Source organism: Klebsiella sp. GG_Kp173 (genome assembly GCF_040062415.1).
GTDB lineage: Bacteria > Pseudomonadota > Gammaproteobacteria > Enterobacterales > Enterobacteriaceae > Klebsiella > Klebsiella quasipneumoniae.
The window spans coordinates 348,729-371,873 of sequence record NZ_JBEAFZ010000001.1 but is presented as its reverse complement, the minus strand read 5'-3'; the positions used below and the strand labels follow the sequence as shown (position 1 = coordinate 371,873).

20 protein-coding genes are annotated in these 23,145 nt (G+C 61.7%); 6 read left to right on the top strand and 14 right to left on the bottom strand.

The annotated features are described in order from the left end of the window. Positions 1 to 8: 8 nt before the first annotated feature. From ABLU50_RS01790 to ABLU50_RS01765, 6 genes are all read right to left on the bottom strand, one after another. A complete protein-coding gene (locus ABLU50_RS01790) occupies positions 9 to 1,277 on the bottom strand; it encodes a Zn-dependent hydrolase (RefSeq protein WP_069135125.1) in 1,269 nt (422 codons plus the stop codon). Positions 1,278 to 1,371: 94 nt separating this feature from the next. After that, positions 1,372 to 2,382 carry an ABC transporter ATP-binding protein gene (locus tag ABLU50_RS01785; protein WP_004202512.1) on the bottom strand — a complete coding sequence of 337 codons (1,011 nt, stop codon included), beginning with the start codon at positions 2,380 to 2,382 and terminating at the stop codon, positions 1,372 to 1,374. Next, complete coding sequence (locus tag ABLU50_RS01780) at positions 2,372 to 3,409, bottom strand: ABC transporter ATP-binding protein (protein ID WP_004202509.1); 1,038 nt, start codon at positions 3,407 to 3,409, stop codon at positions 2,372 to 2,374. The genes ABLU50_RS01785 and ABLU50_RS01780 overlap by 11 nt, the downstream gene beginning before the upstream one ends. A gap of 3 nt (positions 3,410 to 3,412) precedes the next feature. Next, a complete protein-coding gene (locus ABLU50_RS01775; protein ID WP_032455678.1) occupies positions 3,413 to 4,306 on the bottom strand; it encodes an ABC transporter permease in 894 nt (297 codons plus the stop codon). A gap of 2 nt (positions 4,307 to 4,308) precedes the next feature. Beyond that, positions 4,309 to 5,262, bottom strand: a complete 954-nt coding sequence (locus ABLU50_RS01770) for an ABC transporter permease (protein WP_017899019.1) — start codon at positions 5,260 to 5,262, stop codon at positions 4,309 to 4,311. Between the two features lie 18 nt (positions 5,263 to 5,280). After that, positions 5,281 to 6,948, bottom strand: coding sequence for an ABC transporter substrate-binding protein (locus tag ABLU50_RS01765; RefSeq protein WP_106479152.1), 1,668 nt, complete (start codon positions 6,946 to 6,948; stop codon positions 5,281 to 5,283). A 326-nt stretch (positions 6,949 to 7,274) separates the two neighbouring features. On the opposite strand from ABLU50_RS01765, the gene ABLU50_RS01760 reads away from it, so the two are divergent. Together ABLU50_RS01760 and ABLU50_RS01755 are read left to right on the top strand one after the other, a co-directional pair. Beyond that, a complete protein-coding gene (locus tag ABLU50_RS01760) occupies positions 7,275 to 8,390 on the top strand; it encodes a YbdK family carboxylate-amine ligase (RefSeq protein ID WP_004202501.1) in 1,116 nt (371 codons plus the stop codon). Between the two features lie 47 nt (positions 8,391 to 8,437). Continuing rightward, on the top strand, positions 8,438 to 9,157 hold the full coding sequence (locus ABLU50_RS01755) for a phosphodiester glycosidase family protein (RefSeq protein ID WP_004202500.1): 720 nt from the start codon (positions 8,438 to 8,440) through the stop codon (positions 9,155 to 9,157). Positions 9,158 to 9,505: 348 nt separating this feature from the next. On the opposite strand, the gene ABLU50_RS01750 is transcribed toward ABLU50_RS01755, so the two are convergent. Genes ABLU50_RS01750 through ABLU50_RS01740 form a run of 3 tightly spaced genes read right to left on the bottom strand, consistent with a single transcriptional unit; the run spans position 9,506 to position 16,467 of the window. Then, a complete protein-coding gene (locus ABLU50_RS01750; RefSeq protein WP_087832536.1) occupies positions 9,506 to 12,598 on the bottom strand; it encodes an efflux RND transporter permease subunit in 3,093 nt (1,030 codons plus the stop codon). A gap of 13 nt (positions 12,599 to 12,611) precedes the next feature. Next, positions 12,612 to 13,691, bottom strand: a complete 1,080-nt coding sequence (locus ABLU50_RS01745) for an efflux RND transporter periplasmic adaptor subunit (RefSeq protein WP_004202498.1) — start codon at positions 13,689 to 13,691, stop codon at positions 12,612 to 12,614. Positions 13,692 to 13,743: 52 nt separating this feature from the next. Next, the gene (locus ABLU50_RS01740) at positions 13,744 to 16,467 is read right to left on the bottom strand and encodes a cation-transporting P-type ATPase (RefSeq protein ID WP_176391530.1); all 2,724 of its coding nucleotides are present in this window, start codon (positions 16,465 to 16,467) and stop codon (positions 13,744 to 13,746) included. 501 nt (positions 16,468 to 16,968) lie between these two features. Between ABLU50_RS01740 and ABLU50_RS01735 the strand changes: the two genes are divergently transcribed. Next, entirely contained in the window at positions 16,969 to 17,217 is a 249-nt protein-coding gene (locus ABLU50_RS01735; RefSeq protein ID WP_002893037.1) for a DUF1158 domain-containing protein, read from the top strand. 17 nt (positions 17,218 to 17,234) lie between these two features. Here ABLU50_RS01735 and ABLU50_RS01730 read toward each other — a convergent pair whose 3' ends face one another. Both ABLU50_RS01730 and ABLU50_RS01725 read right to left on the bottom strand, forming a co-directional pair. After that, positions 17,235 to 17,576: a RamA family antibiotic efflux transcriptional regulator gene (locus ABLU50_RS01730; RefSeq protein WP_004202492.1), complete on the bottom strand. Its 342-nt coding sequence runs from the start codon at positions 17,574 to 17,576 to the stop codon at positions 17,235 to 17,237. Positions 17,577 to 17,606: 30 nt separating this feature from the next. Continuing rightward, positions 17,607 to 18,722: an MBL fold metallo-hydrolase gene (locus ABLU50_RS01725; protein WP_176391531.1), complete on the bottom strand. Its 1,116-nt coding sequence runs from the start codon at positions 18,720 to 18,722 to the stop codon at positions 17,607 to 17,609. Between the two features lie 179 nt (positions 18,723 to 18,901). Here ABLU50_RS01725 and ABLU50_RS01720 point away from each other — a divergent pair, with 179 nt between their 5' ends. From ABLU50_RS01720 to nfsB, 3 genes are all read left to right on the top strand, one after another. Beyond that, positions 18,902 to 19,483, top strand: coding sequence for a TetR/AcrR family transcriptional regulator (locus tag ABLU50_RS01720; protein ID WP_017899014.1), 582 nt, complete (start codon positions 18,902 to 18,904; stop codon positions 19,481 to 19,483). Further along, the gene (locus ABLU50_RS01715; protein WP_004202487.1) at positions 19,483 to 19,851 is read left to right on the top strand and encodes an MmcQ/YjbR family DNA-binding protein; all 369 of its coding nucleotides are present in this window, start codon (positions 19,483 to 19,485) and stop codon (positions 19,849 to 19,851) included. The genes ABLU50_RS01720 and ABLU50_RS01715 overlap by 1 nt, the downstream gene beginning before the upstream one ends. A 119-nt stretch (positions 19,852 to 19,970) precedes the next feature. Then, positions 19,971 to 20,624: an oxygen-insensitive NAD(P)H nitroreductase gene (gene nfsB, locus ABLU50_RS01710; RefSeq protein ID WP_004202485.1), complete on the top strand. Its 654-nt coding sequence runs from the start codon at positions 19,971 to 19,973 to the stop codon at positions 20,622 to 20,624. A gap of 257 nt (positions 20,625 to 20,881) precedes the next feature. Here nfsB and ABLU50_RS01705 read toward each other — a convergent pair whose 3' ends face one another. The 3 genes from ABLU50_RS01705 to ABLU50_RS01695 all read right to left on the bottom strand — a co-directional run bounded on the left by ABLU50_RS01705 (position 20,882) and on the right by ABLU50_RS01695 (position 22,707). Further along, positions 20,882 to 21,169 (bottom strand): helix-turn-helix transcriptional regulator, encoded by a 288-nt coding sequence (locus ABLU50_RS01705; RefSeq protein ID WP_017899013.1) that lies wholly within the window; start codon positions 21,167 to 21,169, stop codon positions 20,882 to 20,884. Then, positions 21,162 to 21,479 carry a type II toxin-antitoxin system RelE/ParE family toxin gene (locus ABLU50_RS01700; RefSeq protein ID WP_017899012.1) on the bottom strand — a complete coding sequence of 106 codons (318 nt, stop codon included), beginning with the start codon at positions 21,477 to 21,479 and terminating at the stop codon, positions 21,162 to 21,164. The genes ABLU50_RS01705 and ABLU50_RS01700 overlap by 8 nt, the downstream gene beginning before the upstream one ends. Positions 21,480 to 21,663: 184 nt before the next feature. Then, positions 21,664 to 22,707: a hypothetical protein gene (locus ABLU50_RS01695; RefSeq protein ID WP_057213835.1), complete on the bottom strand. Its 1,044-nt coding sequence runs from the start codon at positions 22,705 to 22,707 to the stop codon at positions 21,664 to 21,666. Positions 22,708 to 23,145 lie beyond the last annotated feature (438 nt).

Below are 23,145 nucleotides of genomic sequence, written 5' to 3'. Positions count from 1 at the left end.
GCGACCGCCTACAGCGGCCGCGCGTACTGGAGCATCACCTGCAGCAGCACGTTGGCGCCGGCGGCGACGTGCTCCGGCGAGGCATACTCCATTTCGTTATGGCTGATCCCATCCTTGCAGGGGATAAAAATCATCCCGGTCGGCGCCAGGTAGCTCATATACACTGCGTCATGCCCGGCGCCGGAGACGATCGGCCGCGCCGGGTAGCCCAGCCGCTGCGCGGCATCGGCAATGGCCTGCTGGCATTCGCCATCGAAGGGCGCCGCCGAATAGTGGCTCACCTGCTTCAGGGCCACCTGCAGACCGCTTTCCCGCTCAACCTCCGCGATAAACGCCCGTAGCTGGCGATCCATTTCATCCACCAGCGCATCGCTGAGATTGCGCATATCAATGGAGAAGGTGACCTCTCCGGGCACCACGTTGCGGCTGTTGGGCCACACCTGCACGCTGCCGACGGTGCCGCGTCCCTCTTCGCTGCGTCCGGCAATGGCTACCACCTCCTGCATAATGCGGGTCGCCACCTGCAGGGCATCCTGACGCAGGCGCATCGGCGTGGGCCCGGCATGCGACGCCTGACCGGTCACCACGCAGTCGTACCAGCGGATCCCCAGCACGCCCTGCACGATACCGATGGTTTTCGCTTCATCTTCGAGAATCGGCCCCTGCTCAATGTGCGCCTCAAAATAGGCGCCTACGGGATGCTCTCCCGGGGTCTGCTCGCCGATATAGCCGATCTGCGCCAGCGCCTCGCCGACGCTGACGCCCTCTTTATCCGTGACGGCCCAGGTCTCCTCCAGCGGGAAAACCCCGGCAAAGACCCCGGAGCCCATCATCACCGGCACAAAGCGCGACCCCTCTTCGTTGGTCCAGAACACCACCTCAATCGGCGCCTCGGTGGCAATCTGCAGATCGTTGAGCGTGCGCACCACCTCCAGCGCCGCCAGCACGCCGTAGTTGCCGTCAAATTTGCCGCCGGTGGGCTGGGTGTCGATATGGCTGCCAGAGACGATGGGCGGCAGGCTGGGGTTGCGCCCTTCCCGACGCATAAACACATTGCCGATTTTATCGATGGTGACGCTCATCCCGGCCTCCCGCGCCCAGCCAATCACCCGGTCCCGCCCCTGACGGTCGAGGTCGGTGAGGGTCAGACGGCGGCAGCCGCCCTTCGGCGTGGCGCCGATCTGCGCGAGATCCATTAACGACGCCCACAGGCGGTCGCCATTGATGCGCCAGCCGGTGGTGTCGGTGGCGGGGGTAAAAAGTACATCACAGCTCATGGTGGTCTCCTGACATCAAGGTCGCCGCCAGCGCAACCGGCGGTGGGAAAAAAGGCATCAGCGCCTGGTCTTCATCGTGGTGTGTTGCCGCCGGTCAGACGGCCAGGGCCTGCGCGTTGGCGTCAATCGCCAGCTCGCGCCAGCGGTGGCAACTCACCGCATGGCGCTCCGCGACGGATTCCGTCGGCGGCAGGCTCTGCTCGCAGACCGGGCGACGGTGCGGGCAGCGCTCGGCAAAGGCGCAGCCGGGCGGCAAGCGCGCCAGATCCGGCGGCGCGCCGGGAATGCAGTGCAGGGCATCGCCTTTCTTAAGCCCCTCTTTCGGCCGGCTGCCCAGCAGCACCCGGGTATAAGGATGGCGTGGGTGGCGCAGGATCTCACTCATAGAAGCCTCCTCGACGATCCGCCCGGCGTACATCACCGCCACCCGGTCGGCGATCTCCACCGCGGCGCCGATGTCGTGGGTCACAAACACGATCGACAGCCCGCGCTGCTTTTGCTGCTCGCGCAGCAGGATCAGGATCTGGATTTGCACCGTGGCGTCGAGGGCGGTGGTCGGCTCATCCGCCAGCAGCAGCTGCGGGTTACAGGAGAGCGCGAGGGCGATCATCGCCCGCTGGCGCATCCCGCCGGACATCTCGTGCGGGTAAGCGTCCAGCCGTCGCTCGGGGCTGGGAATGCGCACCTGGCGCAGGGCCTCCAGCGCCCTGTCCCGGGCCGCCTGTCGCGACAGCCCTTCGTGGCGGCGCAGCCCTTCAGTAATCTGCTGCCCAACGGTGTAGACCGGATCGAAGGCCAGCAGCGGCTCCTGAAAAATCATCGCGCAGCGCCCGCCGCGGTAGCGCCGCAGCTGGCTGGCGCTCATCGTCAGCACCGCGTCGTCACCCACCCGCAGGGTGCCGGAGAGCTCACTGCTCCCCGGCGGGTGCAGGCGCATCAGCGCCCGCAGGGTCACGCTCTTGCCGGAACCCGACTCGCCAATCAGCGCCATCACCTCCCCCTTTTGTACGTCAAAGGAGACCCCGTTGACCGCGTTGATGGTCTGCCCGTCGCGGCGAAAGACGACCCGCAGATCGCGCACATGGACAAAGGCGTTATCCGACATGGCTGACCTCCTTAAGGGGGATGTTCTGATGCCATAGCGAGGCCGGCTGCGCCATCAGGCAGGCGCTCTGGTGCCCCTCCCCGACCGCCTCCAGCCGCGGTTTCACTTCGGCGCAGACCGCCTTCGCATGCGGGCAGCGGGTGTGAAAGCGACAGCCGCTCGGCGGCGCGATGGGGCTGGGGGGATCGCCGCTCAGCGGCGAGGTCAGGGTGCGGTGTTCCGGGTCCATGGAGGGCATCGAGCTTAACAGCGCCCGGGTATAGGGGTGGGCGGAGGCGGTAAACAGCTGCTCCGCCGGGCCGATCTCTACCACTTCGCCAAGGTACATAACGAGGATCCGATCCGACAGCCAGCGAACCACGTGCAGATCGTGGCTGATAAACACATAGGTCAGCTCGAGGGTGCGTTTTAGCTCCTGCAGCAGCTGCAGCACCTGGGCTTCCACCGATTTATCCAGCGCCGACACCGCCTCATCAAGAATGACCAGCCGCGGCTTCATCGCCAGCGCGCGGGCGATATTCACCCGCTGCCGCTGGCCGCCGGAGAGCGCATGCGGGTAGCGGTCGGCAAAGCGCGCCGGTTCAAGGCCGACGTGCGCCAGCAGATAGCGGGCGTATTCGCTGGCCTCTCTGGCGCTGACGCCGTGGACGCGCTGGCCGAAGGCGATGCTCTCCTCCATGGTCATGCGCGGATTGAGCGAGGCATAGCTATCCTGGAAAACCATCTGCACCTGGCGACGGTAGGCTTTCATGGGCAGACGCGACGAGCCAACCTCCAGCCCGTCGAAGATCAGTTCGCCGCTGTCCTGGGTGAGCAGCTGCATCAGCAGTCGGGCGGTGGTCGATTTGCCGCAGCCCGACTCGCCGACCACCCCCAGGGTTTCACCTTTCATCACCGTGAAGCTGATATCGTCCACCGCCTGGACCACCTCCCGGCCTTTGCCGCCGCGGAAGTACTTCAGCAGGTGATTGACCTTCAGCAGCGGCTGCGCCGGCCCGCCGAGATCGATATTGATAAAGGGTTGCATCGCTTACTCCTTAATCGCCATTGCCGCACGCAGGCGGTCCGCGAGGATATTGAACGAAATGGAGGTGATAAAAATCATCAGGCCCGGCAGGGCGGCCACCCACGGCTGGGTATAGATTGCCGTGCGCAGCGTATTGAGCATCAGCCCCCACTCGGGCTCCGGCGGCCGCACGCCGAGGCCGAGAAACGACAGGCCGGAGGCGAGGATCATGCACACCGAAATCAACCCGGTGGAGAAGACGAAGATCGGCCCGAGCACGTTACCCAGCACCTGGACGCGGATAATGGTCAACGCGCTGGCGCCGGTGGCCCGGGCGGCGTCGATATAGTCCATATGCCGTACCTGGGCGGTCACGCTCTCGGCAATCCGCGCCACCTGCGGGACAAACACCAGGGTCAGCGACAGCAGCGCATTGCCGATGCCCGCCCCCAGCGCCCCCGACAGCGCAATCGCCAGCAGGACCGAGGGAAAGGCATAGAACACATCCACGGTGCGCATAATCACGGTATTGATTTTGCCGCCCATGTAGCCGGCGATGATCCCGATGGCGCCGCCGATAAAAAAGGCGAACACCACCGGGACAATCCCCATAAACAGCGACAGCCGGGTGCCGAGGATCAGTCGCGACAGCATGTCGCGCCCCAGCTCATCAGAGCCCAGCGGGAAGCCGTCACTGCCGATGGGCTTCAGGCGCAGGAACATCGACGTTTGATAGGGGTCTTTGACGATAAGCCATGGCCCTAACAGCGCCAGGGCCAGCAGCAGGAGGATCACTACCCCCACCACCACGCCGCCGGGATCGCGCAGTAAGCGGCGCAGCACGCCGCGCCAGTAACCTTGCCGGGAAGCGTTGGCCGGCGCGGCCGGGACCGCTTTCGTCGTTGCCGTATCCACCATGGTCAGCTCCTCTTAATGCGCGGGTCGAGGGTGGCCTGCAGAATATCCACCAACAGGTTGAGCAACACGAAAAACAGCGCCAGCACCCAGATAGTGCCCTGCAGCAGGGGCAAGTCGCGCTGAAAGATGGCGGTGTTGAGCAGCAGCCCGGTCCCCGGCCAGGAGAAGACGGTCTCCACGAGGATCGAGCCGCCCATCAGATAGCCCACCTGCAGCCCCATCACCGCCAGCGCGGTTGGCGCGGCATTTTTCATGACGTGGACGAAGATGCGCGATTCGTTAAGGCCGCGGGCGCGCAGGCCAACGATAAACTCCTGGCTGAGGATATCGGCTACCTGCGAGCGCACGGTGCGGGCGATAATCCCGGTCGGGATCACCGACAGCGTGATGGCCGGCAGCAGCATGAACTGCAGGTGCGCCCAGTCCCATTGCCAGCCCACCTCGCCTATCGGCCCGCCGCCGGTGGCCGGCAGCAGCGCGAACTTGACGCTGCAGAGGATCACCAACAGCATCCCCAGCCAGTAATGCGGCACGCTGACGCCAAACACCGACAACACCGAGGCTAGACGGTCAATGACGCTGTTGCGAAAATAGCCGGCGACAAAGCCAAACAGGCTGCCGAGGACGAAGCCGATCGCCGTCGCCAGCAGCGCCAGGCGCAGGGAGTAAGCCACTGCGGTCATCACCTCGTCTATCACCGGGCGGCCGGTGGCGACCGACATACCGAGGTCGCCGTGCAGTGCCCGCCACAGCCAGTGGATAAACTGCAGAGGCAGCGGCTTATCAAAGCCGTAGGCCTGCATCAGCGTCTGGCGCAGCGCCTCCGAGGCGTCCGGCGGCATCACCGACACCAGCGGGTCGCCCGGCGCGATCTGCACCAGCATGAAACAGATCACCGCCACCCCAAGCATGGTGGGGATAGCCAGCAGAATGCGGTATAGCAGCGTATTGATCATCGGTTGCCCCTTTCGCGATTACTCTTTTTTGCTCACCAGGCTGAGGTCGATAAACCAGCTCTGCGGTTGCACCACTCCGGTCACCGCGGGCGAAATCGCGCGCGGCCCGACGTCGTGGGCGACAAACAGGAACGGCACCTGATCCACCAGCGCGGCGTGCAGATCGCCGGCGGCTTTATTCATCGCTTCCGGGGTAAAGGCGTGTTTGACGGCGGCGGCGAGTTTTTCCGTCTCCGGAGTGGCGAAGTAGCCCCAGTTGGTCGCCACCGGCGGAAACGCTTTGGCGGTCGAGAAGCGGATCAGGCCAAAATAGGGATCATTGACCGCGGCGCTGACGTTGATCGCGTCGATCCCTTTTGCCGAGGGATCCCGGGCGCCCAGGCGCCAGTTGGTGAACAGGGTGTTCCATTCCACCACTTTAATATCCACATTGAAGAAGCAGCTCTTCAGGCTCTGCTGGATATACTCGTTCATCGGCAAGGGCTGCATCTGCCCGGAGCCGGAGGCCGAGGTGGCCACCGTGACGTGCAGCGGCTTGCCGGCGCTGTATCCAGCCTCGGTCATCAGTTGACGGGCGGCGTCCGGGTCATATTTGATCTGGAAGGTGGGTTTGCCATGCCACGGGCTGTCGGCCTCGTAGACCCCGGTGGCCTCGGTCATGTAGCCGCCGAGGTAGCTCTTCAGCTCGGCGCGGTTCAGACACAGGTTGGCCGCTTTGCGCACCCGAATGTCCTGCCACGGCGATCCTTTTTCAAAGGAGAACTGCCAGGGCCACAGGTGCGGCTGGGTGTTGGCGTAAAGGTGAAAACCCTGAGACTTGATCTGATCGATGGCGTCCGGCGCCGGGGCTTCAATCCAGTCCACCTGCTTCGACAGCAGCGCCGCGGTGCGGGCGTTGGCCTCCGGCAAAGGGATCAGCACCACCTTATCCACCCGGGGAATGCGATCTTTGTTCCAGTAGTCGGGGTTTTTCGCGAGGATCAGCTGCTGACGCGGCACCAGCTTCTCCAGTTTGAACGGGCCGCTGCCCACCGCATGGGCGGCGAAGGCGGTCCACGCCTGTTTGCTGCGCGCGGCGCTATCCCCCGCGCTGGCCGGCACCGCGTCATACTGCTTCTGCCACGCCGTGGGCGAGACAATAAACAGGTTGGTGATGTTGTACGGCAGCAGCGCGTCCGGTTCCGAGGTGGTCAGCGCCACAGTGTGGTCGTCAATTTTCTCCGCGCCGGTGAGGGTCGGCATGCGCGACAGGGTGTTGCCGATCTGGCCCGGGGCGTACTGCGGCGCTGCTTTATTGAGCACCTTATCCACGTTCCAGACGATGGCGTCGGCGTTCACCTCCGTCCCATCATGAAACTTCACCCCCGGACGCAGGGTGAAAATCCAGCGGCTGGTGTTCTGCGGATCGATGTGCCACTCGGTCGCCAGCCCCGGCACCAGACCGCTGGGCTTTTCACCTTGCGACAGATCCCACTCCACCAGCGCGTCATACAGCGGGATGCCGGTAAAGCGGTTGCCCTCATAGCCCTGATCCGGCTGGCCGAGGGTTAACGGAATATCCGCGGCGGTCATGGCGATCCGCAGCGTGGAGGCGTTGGCAGGTAAGGCGGCGCCCGCCAGGGCCAGTGCGCCGCTCACCGCCACGGCGAGACGACCGGCACGCGAAAATAACGTTGTTTTGTGCATCACATGATCCCTGTTAAATAAAGTGTCACGAATTAACAGGCAAAATGCGTACCAGCTCTTGCGCGGGCGGAAATAGGCCGAAACCGACCGATAAAATAAGAAGGACTTATATTATCACCATGATAATTATGGGAAAATAATTGCACCTTATTCCGTCGCACCGCCAGCGGGAAATATGTTGCAGAATTGCACCAGCCGCTATATGGCAAATTTCAAATAATCACTCTGCGTCACTTTTTTATTCATCCCCGTCCTCCGCCGCCGCGTATTCTCCGTCGGGATCAATCCCTTCTATACTTCAGGGAACACATCGACCGGGAGAGACTATGCCTTTAGCCGATTTTCACCGCTCCGATCCTTTTACCCTCGGTATCGAACTGGAGCTGCAGGTGGTGAACCCGCCGGGTTACGACCTCAGCCAGGATGCCTCGACGCTGATTGCCGACGTCCAGCATGAGCTGACCGTGGGAGAAGCCAAGCACGATATCACCGAGAGCATGCTGGAGATCGCCACCGGGGTGTGCCGCGACATCAGCCATGCGCAAATCCAGCTCAGCGCCATCCAGCAGGCGGTCCAGCGCGCGGCGCTGCATCATCATCTGCAGATCTGCGGCGGGGGTTCCCACCCCTTTCATGCCTGGCAGCGTCAGCAGATCAGCGACAATCCGCGCTATGTCAAAACCGTCGAGCATTTTGGCTATCTGGCGCAACAGGCGACGGTCTTTGGCCAGCATGTGCACGTCGGCTGCCAGAGCGGCGACGACGCCATCTATCTGCTGCACGGCTTGTCGCGCTTTGTGCCGCACTTCATCGCCCTCAACGCCGCCTCGCCGTGGTTCGACAGCACCGACAGCCGCTTCGCCTGTTCGCGCCTCAACCGCTTCTCCTCTTATCCCGACAACGGTCCGATGCCGTGGGTGGCCGACTGGCAGGGGTTTCGTCGCCTGTTCCGCCAGCTGAGCTACACCAGCATGATCGACAGCATGAAGGATCTGCACTGGGATATTCGCCCCAGCCCGCAGTTTGGTACCGTCGAGGTGCGGGTGATGGACACCCCCCTGACCCTCGCCCAGGCGATCCATATCGCTGGCTTTATTCAGACCCTGGCCTGCTGGCTGTTGACGGAGCGTCCTTTTAAGCACCAGCCTGACGATTATCTGCTGTACCCTTTTAACCGCTATCAGGCCTGCCGCTACGGGCTGGACGGGACCCTTACCGACGTGCGCAGCGGGGAGCAGCGCAGCATCCGCCAGGAGATCCTGCAGCTCGCCGACCGACTGGCTCCTTTCGCCCATCAGCTGAAGGCGACGGCGGCGCTGGAGGCGGTGGTTCGCCAGGCGAAATCGCCGCACAGCGAGGCGCAGCAGATGCGCGAGTTTATCGCCAACGGCGGTTCGCTTTCCGGGCTGGTGCAAAAACACTGTGAGATTTGGGCGGCATAAGACAGCGAGGCGGGTATACTCGGCGCAGACCATAGAAAGGATTGCCCATGTTATTACGCTGCCTGCTCCCCCTGGCGCTGCTGCCCCTGGCCGCCGTCGCCAGCGCCGCCTGTACCCTCACCGACCCGACGCTAACCCTGCAGAGCTATCGGGTGGATGCGCAGAAAGAGCGCATTGCAATGTACTGGCTGGATCGGCACGGCAAAGCCTGGGGTTCCCTGCGTTCGCTGCTGGCGGGTATCGATGGCGATGGCCGGGTGCAGATGGCGATGAACGGCGGCATTTACGATAAGGCCTACGCGCCGCTGGGGCTGTATATCGAAGACGGCAAACGCCTGACGCCGGTAAACCGCTCCGCCGGCGGCGGGAACTTCTTTATCCGCCCCGGCGGCGTATTCCTGGTGGAGAACGGCCGGGCGAAAATCGTGCCGCTGCCGGCGTACAAACGCTCTCCCGCCATCCGCTATGCGGTGCAGTCCGGCCCGATGCTGATTGAGAATGGCGTCATCAACTGGCGGCTGAAGCCCTCCGCCAGCTCGCGCAAACTGCGCAACGGGGTTGGCATCGATAAGCAAGGCCGGGTGGTGTTTATGCTCAGCGATCGCGAGACCAACTTTTATGATTTTGCCTGCTATGCGCAATCAAAGCTTGGGGTGCGGCAGATGCTATATCTCGACGGCACCCTGTCGAAGATGTACCGCAAAGGCGGCAGCGTGCCGTGGCAATATCATCCGTTCGTGACCATGATAACGGTGGAGAGGAAATAGCGGGCGCGTTTGGGGGCGGCCATTCCAGCCAGGAGAGTGAATAAATTAACGACAGGCCGGGCAAGGTATTGCCGCCGTGCCCGATGTCCTTGCCCGGTGGCGCTGCGCTTACCGGGCCTACAGAGTCTGTTCGCTATGGTATGGCCCCTGAAATCTACGGGCGTGCAGCAGGGCCGATTCCCGCTGAAATCGGCGAACCGGAGGTCGGCAGATAAGGCGGGGCTGACGCCCAAACGCAACGTGAACGCAAAACCCACCCTCACCCTACCCCTCTCCCTAAGGGAGAGGGGACCGCCCGGTAGTCGTTGCAGCCTGGAGTATCCCCGTCACCGACCGGTAGCGCCGCGCTTACCCCCGCCGATGCGCCCACTCGCGCATACGCTGAAACAGCACATACAGCGAAGGAATAAACAGGATGCCAATCATCGTCGCCACCAGCATTCCGCTGAACACCGTGGTGCCGATGATCCGCCGGCTCTGCGCCCCGGCGCCGGTGGCGAGCATCATCGGCATGATGCCGATAATAAACGACACCGCGGTCATCATCACCGCGCGGAAGCGGCGGGTGGCGCCCTCGCGCGCGGCGTCGACTATCGACAATCCCTCTTCGCGCCGGCTGCGGGCAAACTCAACGATCAGAATCGCATTCTTCGCCGCCAGGGCGATCAGCAGCACCAGTCCTATCTGGACATACACATCGTTGGCATAGCCCGCCGTCCACAGCCAGAGCAGCGCTCCGCCGATGGCGAATAGCACCGAAAGCATGACGCTCGCCGGCAGCGTCCAGCTCTCATACTGCGCCACCAGGAACAGCCACGCCATCGCCACCGCCGCCAGCACGATCCACACCGCCTGATTGCCGGTCTGCTGCTCCTGCCAGGAGATGCCGCTCCAGGCGTAGTCATACCCCGGCGGCAGATGGGCCTGCAGAATCTGCTCCATGGCCGCCATCGCCGTACGGCTGCTGACCCCCTCGGCCGCTGAACCGCTCACCGACACGGACGGGAACTGGTTGTACTGCTGAATAAACGGCGCCCCCACCGTCGGCGTAATGGTGACCAGATTGCTCAGCCGCACCCGCTCGCCGTCGCGGCTGCGGACGTACAGCTCGCTAATCTGCTCAGCCCGCTCGCGCCACTGCATCTCATTTTGCATCACCACATGATAGACACGGTTGTTAAGGCTGAAATCGCCGGCGCGCGTGCCGCCGAACGCCGTCTGCAGGCTGCTGAAAATCTGCGCCACCGGCACATCCAGCAGCGCCGCCCGGTCGCGGTCGACCGTCAGGGTCAGCTGCGGCACGTTGCTGCTCCAGGTGGTAAACACCCGGCTCAGCTGCGGATGCTGGTTCGCCAGTTGAAGGATCTCCCGCGTCACCTGCTCCAGCTCCGCCGACGACTGACCGGCCTGCGCCAGGATGCGCAGGTCAAATCCCGAGGCATTGCCCAGGCCCGGCAGGGTCGGCGGCGCGAAGGTCATGATCGTCGCCTCCGGCAGCGACAGCAGCTGGCGCTGGATATCCGCCATCACCGTATCCAGCGGCGGCCGCTGATGCCAGTCCTTGAGCATCACCGAGATAAACCCGCCGTTAGCGGCGCTGGTGCCGTTGAGAATGTTAAAGCCGGACACCTGAATCACATCCTCCACCGCCGGGTTAGCCATCAGCAGCTTGCGCGCCTGGGCCATCACCGCTTCGGTACGCTCCAGCGACGCCGCCTCCGGCAGCTGCACGCTGGCAAACAGGTAACCCTGATCTTCCTGCGGCAGGAAGCCTTTCGGCATTGAGCTAAAGCTGAACGCCACCAGCGCGCCCGCCGCGACCGTCGCCGCCAGCGCCAGCCAGGGGCGGCGGTTCATCCAGCCAACCAGCCGGCCATAGCCGTCGCGGGTGCCGTCGAGGAGACGGTTAAACGCCCGCCACACCGCCGCCGGCCGGGCGGGACGCGGGCGCAGCAGTAGCGCGCAGAGGGCCGGGGTTAGGGTTAACGCCACCAGGCTCGACAGGGCCACCGCGGTGGAGAGGGTCACGGCAAACTGCCGGTACAGCTCGCCGACGATCCCCGGGAGCAGCGCCACCGGCACAAACACCGCCAGCAGCACCAGGGTCGTAGCGATCACCGGCCCGGCGATCTGCCGCAGCGCCTGGGCGGTGGCCTGCAGGCGATCCAGCCCTTCCGCCATTTTGGTTTCCACATTTTCCACCACCACAATGGCGTCATCCACCACCATCGTCAGGGCGAGAATGATCGCGAACAGGCTGAGGGTGTTGGCGCTGTAGCCCAGCAGATAGAGCACCGCAAAGGTGCCGATCAGTGACACCGGGATCGCCAGCACTACGATCAGCGTCGCCCGCCAGCTCTGCAGGAACAGCGACACCACCACGACCACCGCCAGCAGGGTCAGCGCCAGCGAGACGCCGATCTCTTTGATCGTCGCCGCCACAAAGCGGGTGGTATCGAACTTCACCTCCCAGGTGAGATCCGCCGGAAAGCGGGTGTGCAGGCGGTTAAGCTCAGCGCGCACTGCGCTGGCGACCTGCAGGGCATTGGCGGTGGGCGTCGGGTAGATCCCCAGATAGGCCGACGCTTTACCGTTGAGCTGCGCGCCGGAGCTGTAGCTGCGGGCGCCCAGCTCGATGGTCGCCACGTCGGTGAGGCGCACCAGCTGTCCCTGCGCGCCGCGACGGAGGATAATCTCGCCAAAGCTGGCCGCCTCGTTCAGACGCCCCAGCCCGTTGATGGTCAGCGTCTGCTGCTGGCCGTTGAATACCGGCGGGGTGCCCACCTGCCCCGCCGCGCCCTGCACATTCTGCTCACGCAGCGCCTGGGCAACGTCATCCGTGGTGATGTTGAGGGCGTTCATGCGGTCCGGACGCAGCCAGATGCGCATACTGTAATCCCGGGCGCCAAACATCTGCACCTCACCGACGCCGGGCAGGCGCGCCAGCGCCTCGCGCACCTGGGTGCTGGCGTAGTTACTGACAAACAGCGGCGACAGCGTGCCCAGCGGCGAGTAGAGGCTCACCCCCATCAGCAGGTTGCTGGCGCGCTTGCGTACCTGGACCCCATTCTGCTGCACCTCCGCCGGGAGCTGCGCCAGCGCCTGCGACACCCGGTTTTGCACGTCGATCGCCGCCAGGTCGGCATCGGTGCCCGCCGCGAAGGTAATACTCAGGCGGTACGTTCCCTCATCCGAGCTGGTGGACTCCATATACAGCATATGATCGACGCCGTTGAGCTGGGTCTCCAGCGGGGCGGCGATAGCCTCCGCCACGTCTGACGCGCTGGCGCCTGGCCAGCTGGCGGTAACGTTCACCACCGGAGGAGTGATCGCCGGGTACTGCTCCACCGGGATCAGCTTCAGCGACACCGCGCCGACAAAGGTCAGCAGCAGCGCGATCACCATGGCAAATCGCGGACGACGGATAAAAAAGGTCAGCATCCCTTCTCCTTACTTAGTTCAGCACCTGTACCGCGGCGCCTTCGCGTAAACGCTGCGCGCCGTCGGTGATCACCTGCTCGCCCGCCTGCAGCCCTTTCTCAACCGCAAACTGCTGCCCCTGCTGCCCCGCGAGGGTCAGACGACGCTGCCCGGCGGTATGGTCCGGCTTCAGCACCCAGCTGAAAAAGCCCTGCGGATCCTGCTGCACGGCGGCGGCCGGGATCATCACCCGTGACTGCAGCTCCTGCGGACGGAACAGGATTGTTACGCTGCCGCCCGGCAGCAGACGGTGCTGCGGATTGGCGAACTCCGCCCGCACCGCCACGCTGCCGGTGCGGGCGTCAATCCGGTTATCGATGGAGGTCAACACCCCATCGCGCCGTTTGCCATCCACGTCAATCTGCGCCAGCCACGCCTGCTTCAGAGCGTGGATGTCGGCATGCTGGCCGGTTTTGCTGAAAAACGCGGCTTCGTCGAGGGCGAACGACACCCGCACCGGATCCAGCTGCACAATGTCCACCAGCACTCCGCTGGATGGGTTAATCAGCGTCCCGACGTGAAAGGCGCTGTGGCCCACCCGTCCGGTCACCGGCGCCGCAATCCGGGTATAACTGAGCACAATCTGCTGGGCCTCGACGCGGGCTTTCGCCTGCTGCACGGCGGCGGCGGCGACGTCGCGCTGCATCCGGGCTGTGTCGACGTCGTTGCGGCTGATGGAGTGGTTGTTGATGAGTCGCTCGTAGCGAGTGAGCAGCTGTTGCGACTGGCGTAATGAGGCCTCTGCGCTTTTCAGCTCGGCCTGCGCCAGGGCCAGCGCCGCGCGGGGCTGTGCGTCGTCGAGGGTAAACAGCAGGTCGCCCTCGGTCACATACTGCCCGTCCTGGAAGTGGCGCTGAACAATCACCCCTTCGGTGCGCGCGCGAATGTCGACGGCGCGGATTGCCTCGACCCGTCCGGGGATGGCGCGTTCTTCAGCATGAGGAGCCAGTTCGGCCGTGGCGACGCGGACCGGCACCGCCGGCGCGGCGGTGGCCGTCAGGGCGCTGCTGGCCAGGGCGCTAGCCAGCAGCGCAAAGCGGAAGGTTTTAATCATAGGGGATCCTTGCGACAGTAACGCGCGCCTGCGGCGAGGCGCGCGAGATCGATCAGGCCGTTTTGCGGAACCGGCGCGTCAGACGCTTCTCGATTTCCACCACCAGGAACATGGCGATGCCGATGACCAGGGTGACAAACCAGTAGCGCAGCGGCAGCGCTTCCGTGCCAAACATGTTCTGCATCAGCGGGACATAGATAATCACCAGCTGCATCAGCAGCAGGACACCGGTCACCAGCCAGATGCCTTTGTTGCGCAGCAGGCCCATGCTCAGGGAGAAGCTGTCGCTGCTGCGGCAGTTGATCATGTAGACCCACTGCGCCGTCACCAGCATCTGCAGCAGCACGGTGCGGATAAACTCCGGACTGTGGCCGCGCGGCGCCAGCCAGGCCTCAAGGATAAAGGCGGCAATAGCAATCATAGACCCGACAAAAGCCACCCGCCACACGGCGAAACCATCCATCACGTGCTGGCCGGTTTTACGCGGCGGGCGGTTCATCACGTTGCGCTCCGCGGCCTCAAAGGCCAGGCCGAAGGAGAGCGTCGCCGACGTCGCCATGTTCATCCACAGGATCAGCACCGGGGTCAGCGGAATCATGTTCCCCGCCAGCAGAGCAATGATGATCAGCAGCCCCTGCGCCAGGTTGGTCGGCATGATGAAGAGGATGGTCTTCTTCAGGTTGTCATAGACCCGACGGCCCTCTTTTACCGAGCTGGCGATGGTGGCGAAGTTATCATCGGTCAACACCATGTCAGCCGCCTCTTTGGTGACTTCGGTACCTTTGATACCCATCGCGATACCCACGTCGGCCTGGCGCAGCGCCGGCGCGTCGTTGACGCCGTCGCCGGTCATGCCGACCACTTCGCCGTTATCCTGCAGGGCTTTCACCAGGCGCAGCTTATGCTCCGGACTGGTGCGGGCAAAGATGTCGTACTCCACCGCCGCCTTCGCCAGCGCCGCATCGTCCATGTGCTCCAGCTGGTAGCCGGTCATGGCCTGGCTGCTGTTGGTGATCCCCAGCATCTGGCCGATGCTCATCGCCGTCTGCGGGTGGTCGCCGGTGATCATCTTCACGCGGATGCCGGCGGTCTGGCAGGCGTGGATAGCGTCAATGGCTTCCGGACGCGGCGGATCCATCATTCCGGCGATGCCGAGGAAAATCAGTCCCTCCTGCAGATCCTCATGGTTCAACGTGGTGGCATCAAGGCTGGCCGGCTTACAGGCCGCCGCCACCATGCGCAGTCCCTGACGGGCGAAGCGCGCCATCTCCTCTTCCCAGTACTGCGCCTCGAACGGCACCGCGCCCTGGCGGCTCATCTGCTCACGGCACATGCCGAAGATGACGTCCGGCGCACCGGTGATTAACACCCGGGCATCGCCATCGATGTGCTGCAGTGTGGACATATATTTGTACTGCGAGTCAAAGGGGATCTTGGCCACCAGACGGGCCTCCACCGCCGGGAGCTTCGCTTTCGCCGCCAGCACCTTCAGCGCCCCTTCGGTTGGCCCGCCGGTGATCCCCCACAGGCCGCGCTCATCCTGGATAAGCTGGCTGTCGTTGCACAGGTCGATGGTGCGCAGCCAGGTCTCCAGCACGGTACCCGGCTGAACCTGCACGGGCTCATCGCTCCCCTCAAGGAAGATCCGCCCCTGCGGCTCATAGCTGTCGCCTTCCACCCGGTAGCAGCAGTCGGCGGTGATGATCGCCTTGACGGTCATTTCGTTCATCGTCAGGGTGCCGGTTTTATCCGAGCAAACCACGGTCATGGCGCCGAGGGTTTCCACGGTCGGCAGCTTACGGATAATCGCCCGCTTGCGCGCCATCGTCTGCACGCCGAGCGACAGAATAATTGAGATGATCGCCGGCAGTCCTTCCGGTACCGCGGCCACCGCCAGGCTAATCAGCGACAGCAGCAGCTCGCCCATCGGGATATCCCGCAGCGCGAGGCTGAAGATAAACAGCGCCACCATCATGGCGAGGATAATGACGAAAATCGCTTTGCCGAGCTTATCCATCTGCACCAGCAGCGGGGTGCGGTGCTTCTCAATGCCCGCCATCATCTGGTTAATGTGGCCGAGTTCGGTCTGCGCGCCGGTGGCGGTCACCACGCCGACGCCGCCGCCGGCGCTGACGGTGGTCCCGGAGAAGACCATGTTCACCCGGTCGCCCAGCGGCAGGTCGCCTTCCAGCGCGTCGGTGATTTTATCCACCACCGTCGACTCGCCGGTGAGGATCGCCTCTTCCACCCGCAGGTTGTGCGTTTCAATTAGCCGCATGTCCGCCGGCACGCGGTCGCCGGCGCGCAGGATAACGATATCCCCCGGAACCAGGTCGCGCGTCGGGATAGTCTCATGTTTGCCGTTACGCTGGACGCGGGCATCGCTGGAGAGCATGTTGCGGATCCCCTGCAGGGACTTTTCGGCGTTGCTCTCCTGGATATGGCCGATCAGGGCGTTAATCACCGTCACGCCGAGGATCACCAGGGTATCGACCCAGTGCCCCATGATGGCGGTCAGCGCCGCGGCGGCCAGCAGCACGTAAATCAGTACGTCGTTAAAGTGGGCAAGAAAGCGCAGCCAGGCCGGTTTCCCTTTCTTTTCCGGCAGCGCGTTCGGCCCACAGCTATTCAGGCGCTCGGCGGCGTCTGCGGAACTTAACCCAGCGGCCTGGCTTTTGGTCTGCGCCAGCACTGCGTCAACGGTCTGCTGCCAGACCTGCCGTGGCGCGGTGTCGCCCGAGGGCGTCGTAAACTTTGGGTTATTCATCTTGGTCAAATTACATTTTCCTTATAAATTCCGTGAGTCGGAAAGCCTGAAATCATTCCTGGCCAATGCAGTAAAAGGTGGCGAAAAAGCCGATAAAAATGTGAACCAATACAAGCCTAAATTTTTCGCAAAATAAAAAATATGTGGTAAGTTAATTCCACGAACCAACTATTACAGAATATTAATAAACCAAAACTAAACGAGGTTAAATATGTTTGGAATCTACCGCGGACGCCGTCTGGCGCTGTACATCTTGCTGGCCATCATCGCTGCCACGCTGGTGGGATATAGCACTTATAGTTTTGTAAAAGCGCTGGCATAATAATGACAGTAATTTACAGGACACTGATTTTAATTTAATTACAAATTATTTCAGATTAATTAACATGGGAATAAAAGGCAGACCATAATATTAAACAGAGGTGCATTAAGGCGAGTAAAATACAAAGCATATTGCGCTAGGGATTATTTTGCCGGACAATATGTTTTTTAACTGATGATTAACATGACATGAAACATCCGCTGGAAACGCTCCTCTCCGCCGCCGGGATCCTGCTCCTGGCTCTGCTCTCCTGTCTGCTGTTGCCCGCGCCGTCGCTGGGCCTGACGCTGGCGCAAAAGCTGGTTGAGACATTCCATATGATGGATCTCAACCAGCTTTATACGGTGTTGTTTTGTTTGTGGTTCTTAGCACTGGGCGCCATTGAGTATCTGGTGCTGCGCTGGGTGTGGCGTCGCTGGTTTTCGCTCGAACGCTAAACCAGGAAGGGCGCGCCTCAGTGGGCGCGACTGTGGTTCTCTTTACGGTAGGCGCCCGGCGGCAGATTGAAGGTCCGGGTGAAGACGCGGGTAAAGGTCTGTTGCGAATCGAAGCCATACTTCAGGCAGATATCGTAGACCCGCTGATCGGTGTCACGCAGATCGCGGGCGGCCAGCAGCAGCTTCCTTTCGCGAATATAGCGCCCCAGGCTCTCCCCTTTATACTGTAAAAACAGCCGTTGCAGATGCCATTTCGAATACCCGGCATGGCGAGCGATATCATCAATACGCAGCGGTTGATGCAGGTTGTCATCAATCCACTCGACGATAGTATCAATCACCTGAGCGGAAATCGTCATATGCTCTCTCCTCTGATACTGCACTGGCGCTTAGCGCCACCAGGCGTTAAATGATTGCGTCTTATCGGCGACCCACACCGGCTCGCCCTGCACAGGCGTCAGCAGACGCCAGGCCCTTTCTTCGCTGGCAGCCGCCAGCCGTTGATACGGTTCATCCCAGCTGTGTTTCGCCAAAACGAATCGTCCTGCATGCCCAGGCAGCACCGCGCGAGCGCGCAGGTCGTCGGCGGCCTGAGCTGTTTCATCCGGCATCATGTGAATATATTTCCAGTCCTGGTCATACTGCCCGTTCTCCATGATCGCCAGATCGACCGGACCAAATTCATCGCCTATCGCTTTAAAGTGCGGCCCATAGCCGCTGTCGCCGCTGTAATAAATCTTTTGCTGCGGGGTAACGAACAGAAAACTGGCCCACAGCGTCTGGTTGCGCTTCAGCCCACGGCCGGAAAAGTGCCGCGCCGGCAGGACGTGGACGGTGAGCTCGTCGTTAACCGGAATCGCCTGCTGCCAGTCCGCTTCGGTAATCAGCGCCCCGTCCATTCCCCAGTAACGCAGGTGCGAGCCAACCCCCAGCGGCGTAATGACCCGCTTAATTTTCGGCAGCAGAGCGCGGATGGTGGCGTAATCCAGATGGTCGTAATGATCGTGGGAGATGATCAGCAGATCGATCTCCGGCATCCCTTCCGCCCGCCACGGATAGTCGCCGGGGAAAGCTTTATTAATAAAGGAGAACGGCGCCGCGTAATCGCTGAACACCGGGTCGATCAGGATGCGTTTTCCCGCCAGCTGCAGATACCAGGAGGAGTGGCCGAGCCAGACCATCACGTCCTGCCCGAGGGGCAGCGTCGCCAGATCGGTCTTCACCAGCGGCAGCGGCTGCGCGGGACGGGCGTTTTCCCGTTTGGTCATCAGGAAATCCCACCATGCCGCCAGCATATTTTTTTGCCCGGTGAACCCCGGCGTGGGCAGCTGGTTATGGAACTGGCCATCCCGGTAGTGGGGGGACGCTTCCACCTGGCTAAGCTGTGCCCCCTGCGGCGCCTTACCAAAACCGGCATTGAGGACAAACGGCAATGTCGTTGCTGCTGCGAGTAACATGATGGCGACCACGCTGAAAGTGACACGGTTCATATCCTGACCAGACAAAAGCCCCCATCCCGGAGGCTTTATGATATAACTTGATTATGAGTGAGTACGCACTCATTATTAGGAATGTGATGAAAGTCGTCAAGACGATTTTCAATTTTTGCGTTCCGCCGTTGCAGCAACCAGGTCAGACGTGCAAAGATCGGCGGTTTGTTTAAACCTGCGTGAGGAAAAAAGTAGTGGCTCGTCCAAAGAGTGAAGATAAAAAGCAAGCGTTACTGGAAGCTGCCACCGCGGCTTTCGCCCAGTCCGGCATCGCCGCCTCGACGTCGGCCATCGCCCGCAGCGCCGGTGTGGCCGAGGGGACGCTGTTTCGCTATTTCGCTACCAAGGATGAGTTGCTCAACGAACTGTACCTCGCCATTAAGCTGCGCCTGGTGCGCACCATGATCGCCGGGCTGGATCCGGACGAGAAGCGCCCGAAAGAGAACGCGCGCAATATCTGGAACAGCTATATCGACTGGGGCGTGCGCAACCCGATGGAGCACAAGGCGATCCGCCGAATGGCGCTCAGCGAGCGCATCACTGACGAAACCCGCCGCCAGGTGAAAGAGAGCTTTCCGGAGCTCAACGAAATGTGCCAGCTGTCGGTGAAAGAGATATTCCTCAGCGAGGCGTATCGCGCCTTTGGCGACGCCCTGTTTTTGTCGCTGGCGGAAACCACCATCGAATTCGCCAGCCACGATCCGCAACGCGCCCGGGAGATTATCGCCCTCGGTTTTGAAGCCATGTGGAACGCCCTGCATGAGGCGGACGCCTAATGACGCCGGAAACACTGCATCCCTGCGCTCACCGTATCGCCCTGACCTACCCGTTTACCGAACACTGCTGGCCCTTTGGGCCGGAGTACGATGTGTTTAAGGTCGACGGCCGCATCTTTATGATCACCATGACCATTCGCGGGCGGGCGCTGGTCAACCTGAAGGCCGAGCCGCAGAAGTCGCTGCTCAATCAGGAAATTTATCGCAGTATCGAACCCGGCTACCATATGAACAAGAAACACTGGATCACGGTGGTGCCGGGCGACGACATCAGCGAGGATCTGCTGGCCGAGCTGATTGACGATTCGTGGCACCAGGTGGTGAACAAGCTGAGCAAAAAGGCGCAGCAGCGCCTGCGTCCGCGCTGATTTTCAGCCAAACGCGATAAGTGTTATCGCATTTTTCACCCTTATCATTTTGCGATCTTCGCTGTACTCTTCCTCTCCTGAACGCACCGGTAAGGTGCTGTAAACTGTGAGGAAGAGTTATGGATATCGTATCGGTCGCTTTGAAGCGCTATTCCACCAAGGCCTTTGACGCCACGAAAAAGCTGACTGCCGGGGAAGCGGAACAGCTGAAAACGCTGCTGCAGTACAGCCCGTCAAGCACCAACTCCCAGCCGTGGCACTTTATCGTTGCCAGCACCGATGAAGGCAAAGCCCGCGTGGCGAAAGCCGCCAGCGGTACCTACGTGTTCAACGAACGTAAAATTCTTGACGCCTCGCACGTGGTGGTGTTCTGCGCGAAAACCGCGATGGACGACGCCTGGCTGCAGCGCGTCGTGGATCAGGAAGAGGCCGATGGCCGTTTCGCCACTCCTGACGCAAAAGCCGCTAACCACAAGGGTCGCACCTTCTTTGCCGATATGCATCGCAAAGAGCTGAAAGATGACGATCAGTGGATGGCGAAGCAGGTGTATCTCAACGTCGGCAATTTCCTGCTGGGCGTAGCGGCGATGGGCCTCGACGCCGTGCCGATCGAAGGGGTTGATTTTGCGATCCTCGATGAGGAATTTGACCTGAAAGCCAAGGGCTACACCAGCCTGGTGGTGGTCCCGGTTGGCCACCATAGCGTGGAAGATTTCAACGCTACCCTGCCGAAGTCGCGTCTGCCGCAGTCGACGACCATTACCGAGATTTAATCTCTCCACGGGCGCCTTTAACCGGGCGCCTCTGGTGCCGCTTGTCAGTGCCGGATGGCGGCCAGGCCTTAACCGGCCCACATAACCATCCATATATCAGATAGTTACTCCTCGCCGTAGGCCCGCGCAAGCGCAGCGCCGCCGGGCGATGACAACGGGCACGGAGCCGATTTTATGCCTGGTGGCGGCTGCGCCTGACCCGGCATACGGGATCCTCTTACAGGCTTACACCTCGCAGCACCGCCGGGCGCGCTAATTTAGTAAAGTAAAACTTGCGGGTGCTTTATACCGCACGCTAACGCGTATCGCGTTAAGGTATCCAGGCTGGTGCGGGTGATATTGGCTTCCATTCTGGAGACCGTTGGCGCACTCACCCCCATCCTCTGCGCCACCTGGGCTCGGGTCAGCCCCGCCTGCTCGCGCCATTGTGCCAGCATAGTACGTAATCGGTGCTGACGTTCTTGCGCATCGAACGCAGCCTGAACCTCAGGCTGGCTAAGCAGTTCTGTTTTTAACGTATCCCAGTCAATGATCTTTTTACTCATTGCGCATCTCCTCTAATCGCTTCAGCGCCAGGCGAATTTCCGATAACGGGGTTTTTTGCGTTTTCTTGACAAAAACCCGTAGCAGAAAGAGCGTTTTGTTTTGCTGAAAAACGTAGATCCCCCGCCCCTGTACCGAACCTAACGCTCGAATTTCAAATAGCCCTTGTCCAAGCGGTTTACTATCAGGTTCTCTCAGCGCGGTGGGATTTTGGCGTAACTTGTCTAATTGCCTGATCATCTTCGCCTGGACAATAGCCGGAAGCGCCTGCAACTCCTTTTTAACGTCCACATGCACAACCATTCTGAACATCAGACTCCCTTCCTCTGAATGTTAGCATAGAAGATAAATTGCCTTAAAGGCTAATCTTTGAGATACCCGGCAAGCCTATGCTCATTTGCAGCCAATCGCAGAAAAATGCGCTAAAACTGGAATCAGGGACGAAAAAAAGCCGCGACTTAGCGCGGCCTGAGTGGTTAGCATGCTCAAAACGAGGTTAGTTGTTCTTCCCCCGCCCTTCACCCGCGTGCCAGATGCGCTCGGCATAGCGGCCAATCACCGCCAGCGAGACGGCAAGGATCAGGAAAAACAGCACCTTGTGCATCCCGTTCCAGAAAAACTCAAAGAAGCGGGTATAGAGATTGATCGCCAGAAAGGTTAACCCAAAGCCGCGCAGCATGGCGTCATCGGTTTTCAGGCTGATAAAAATGCAGACGCCGGCCGCCGCGGCAAACAGCAGCCCCCACGGCAAGAGTCGCGCCTGGCTTACGTTGTACCAGCTGTCAGCGTCGTAATTGCCGAAAATCGACAGGATCCACAGCGCAATAAACAGGTACGTGAGGCCCATCGCCTTGCTGACGGTAAACAGCTGACGCTGGCGAAGCAAGGACTGCGCGCCGTAGCAGAGCGCCAGCAGCGCGCCGCCGAACAGGACGAAGCGAATCGGGTAGTTCATGCCCAGCCAGTAGGCGCCCCACCCCGAGACGTAGCCGGTTTCTGCGCCAAACCAGTTGCCCAGCGCCAGCAGAAAAAAAAGCCACACCAGCCCGGAGCGGGCAACATAGCCGATAGCGCCGTAAATCATGCATCCGGCCAGAAACAGCGGCGCGATATGGCCGCTGCCGTTATCCAGCCGTTCACCCAACTGCCATAGCGCCACCGCGGTAAAGACGACGCCCAGAAACAAAATCGCCTCGGTGCTGTAGTGCCACTGCGTCTCCCGCCGCTGGCGGCGAAAACCCCAGCCGTAGCAGGCGACTGCCAGCAGTGCAGGCAGCAGGATCCGCGTCAGCGCCGAGTGGCTGAACAGGCTCAGCAGCCACGCCACCAGTTCGCTGTCGGCAAACAGACTGCCCAGAGCAATCAGCACGCAGGCCAGCGCGGTCCAGAAGGCATAGCGGCTCAGGCGCCGCCAGTCGAAGGGGGAGACGCGCAGCGTGTGCGCCAGCCGCTGACTGTCCCCCGGGGTTAACTCCCCGTTGGCCTGCCAGGCATTCAGCGCGCGCTGAATAATGCGCTGCTCTTTTCGGGTTACGTTCATAGGCATTCCTTGAGACTGATGACAAACCTGTTTTCGCTAATGTGCTCGCCTTTTTGCCGGGTGGCGGCGTACGCCTTACCCGGCCTCACCGCGGGTCCTGGGGCTGCTGAAACTGCCGGTGCTGGCGGCCTCAACATCGCAGAGACGTTCCCGGCAGGCCGGGGCAGCCCGCATGGATGCGGGCTGAGGGCCGTGTTTTGCACGGACGCTGCCTCGGCCCGACCCGAAGCCTGCAGGGATAAGTCGAAGGCACCACGAAGTGGCGATGTTGCTGGCCAGAGCCCGGGGTACAGGTGGCGGCGGCGACTGGCCGCCCCCTGTGCGCTCCCTGCGCCACGGAAAACAGAATGAAGAAAAATTAACCGGGAGCGCAATGTGCGCTGAAGTCGCAGATAACATAAAAGACTTCCCTGCAGTGCTTTCCCTCACCCTGGCCCT

What these genes read in the sequence shown, in the direction of transcription:
- ABLU50_RS01790 (WP_069135125.1), bottom strand. Translation starts at nt 1,277, where the DNA reads ATGAGCTGTGATGTACTTTTTACCCCCGCCACCGACACCACCGGCTGG.
- ABLU50_RS01785 (WP_004202512.1), bottom strand. Translation starts at nt 2,382, where the DNA reads ATGTCGGATAACGCCTTTGTCCATGTGCGCGATCTGCGGGTCGTCTTT.
- ABLU50_RS01780 (WP_004202509.1), bottom strand. Translation starts at nt 3,409, where the DNA reads ATGCAACCCTTTATCAATATCGATCTCGGCGGGCCGGCGCAGCCGCTG.
- ABLU50_RS01775 (WP_032455678.1), bottom strand. Translation starts at nt 4,306, where the DNA reads ATGGTGGATACGGCAACGACGAAAGCGGTCCCGGCCGCGCCGGCCAAC.
- ABLU50_RS01770 (WP_017899019.1), bottom strand. Translation starts at nt 5,262, where the DNA reads ATGATCAATACGCTGCTATACCGCATTCTGCTGGCTATCCCCACCATG.
- ABLU50_RS01765 (WP_106479152.1), bottom strand. Translation starts at nt 6,948, where the DNA reads ATGCACAAAACAACGTTATTTTCGCGTGCCGGTCGTCTCGCCGTGGCG.
- ABLU50_RS01760 (WP_004202501.1), top strand. Translation starts at nt 7,275, where the DNA reads ATGCCTTTAGCCGATTTTCACCGCTCCGATCCTTTTACCCTCGGTATC.
- ABLU50_RS01755 (WP_004202500.1), top strand. Translation starts at nt 8,438, where the DNA reads ATGTTATTACGCTGCCTGCTCCCCCTGGCGCTGCTGCCCCTGGCCGCC.
- ABLU50_RS01750 (WP_087832536.1), bottom strand. Translation starts at nt 12,598, where the DNA reads ATGCTGACCTTTTTTATCCGTCGTCCGCGATTTGCCATGGTGATCGCG.
- ABLU50_RS01745 (WP_004202498.1), bottom strand. Translation starts at nt 13,691, where the DNA reads ATGATTAAAACCTTCCGCTTTGCGCTGCTGGCTAGCGCCCTGGCCAGC.
- ABLU50_RS01735 (WP_002893037.1), top strand. Translation starts at nt 16,969, where the DNA reads ATGAAACATCCGCTGGAAACGCTCCTCTCCGCCGCCGGGATCCTGCTC.
- ABLU50_RS01730 (WP_004202492.1), bottom strand. Translation starts at nt 17,576, where the DNA reads ATGACGATTTCCGCTCAGGTGATTGATACTATCGTCGAGTGGATTGAT.
- ABLU50_RS01715 (WP_004202487.1), top strand. Translation starts at nt 19,483, where the DNA reads ATGACGCCGGAAACACTGCATCCCTGCGCTCACCGTATCGCCCTGACC.
- nfsB (WP_004202485.1), top strand. Translation starts at nt 19,971, where the DNA reads ATGGATATCGTATCGGTCGCTTTGAAGCGCTATTCCACCAAGGCCTTT.
- ABLU50_RS01705 (WP_017899013.1), bottom strand. Translation starts at nt 21,169, where the DNA reads ATGAGTAAAAAGATCATTGACTGGGATACGTTAAAAACAGAACTGCTT.
- ABLU50_RS01700 (WP_017899012.1), bottom strand. Translation starts at nt 21,479, where the DNA reads ATGTTCAGAATGGTTGTGCATGTGGACGTTAAAAAGGAGTTGCAGGCG.
- ABLU50_RS01695 (WP_057213835.1), bottom strand. Translation starts at nt 22,707, where the DNA reads ATGAACGTAACCCGAAAAGAGCAGCGCATTATTCAGCGCGCGCTGAAT.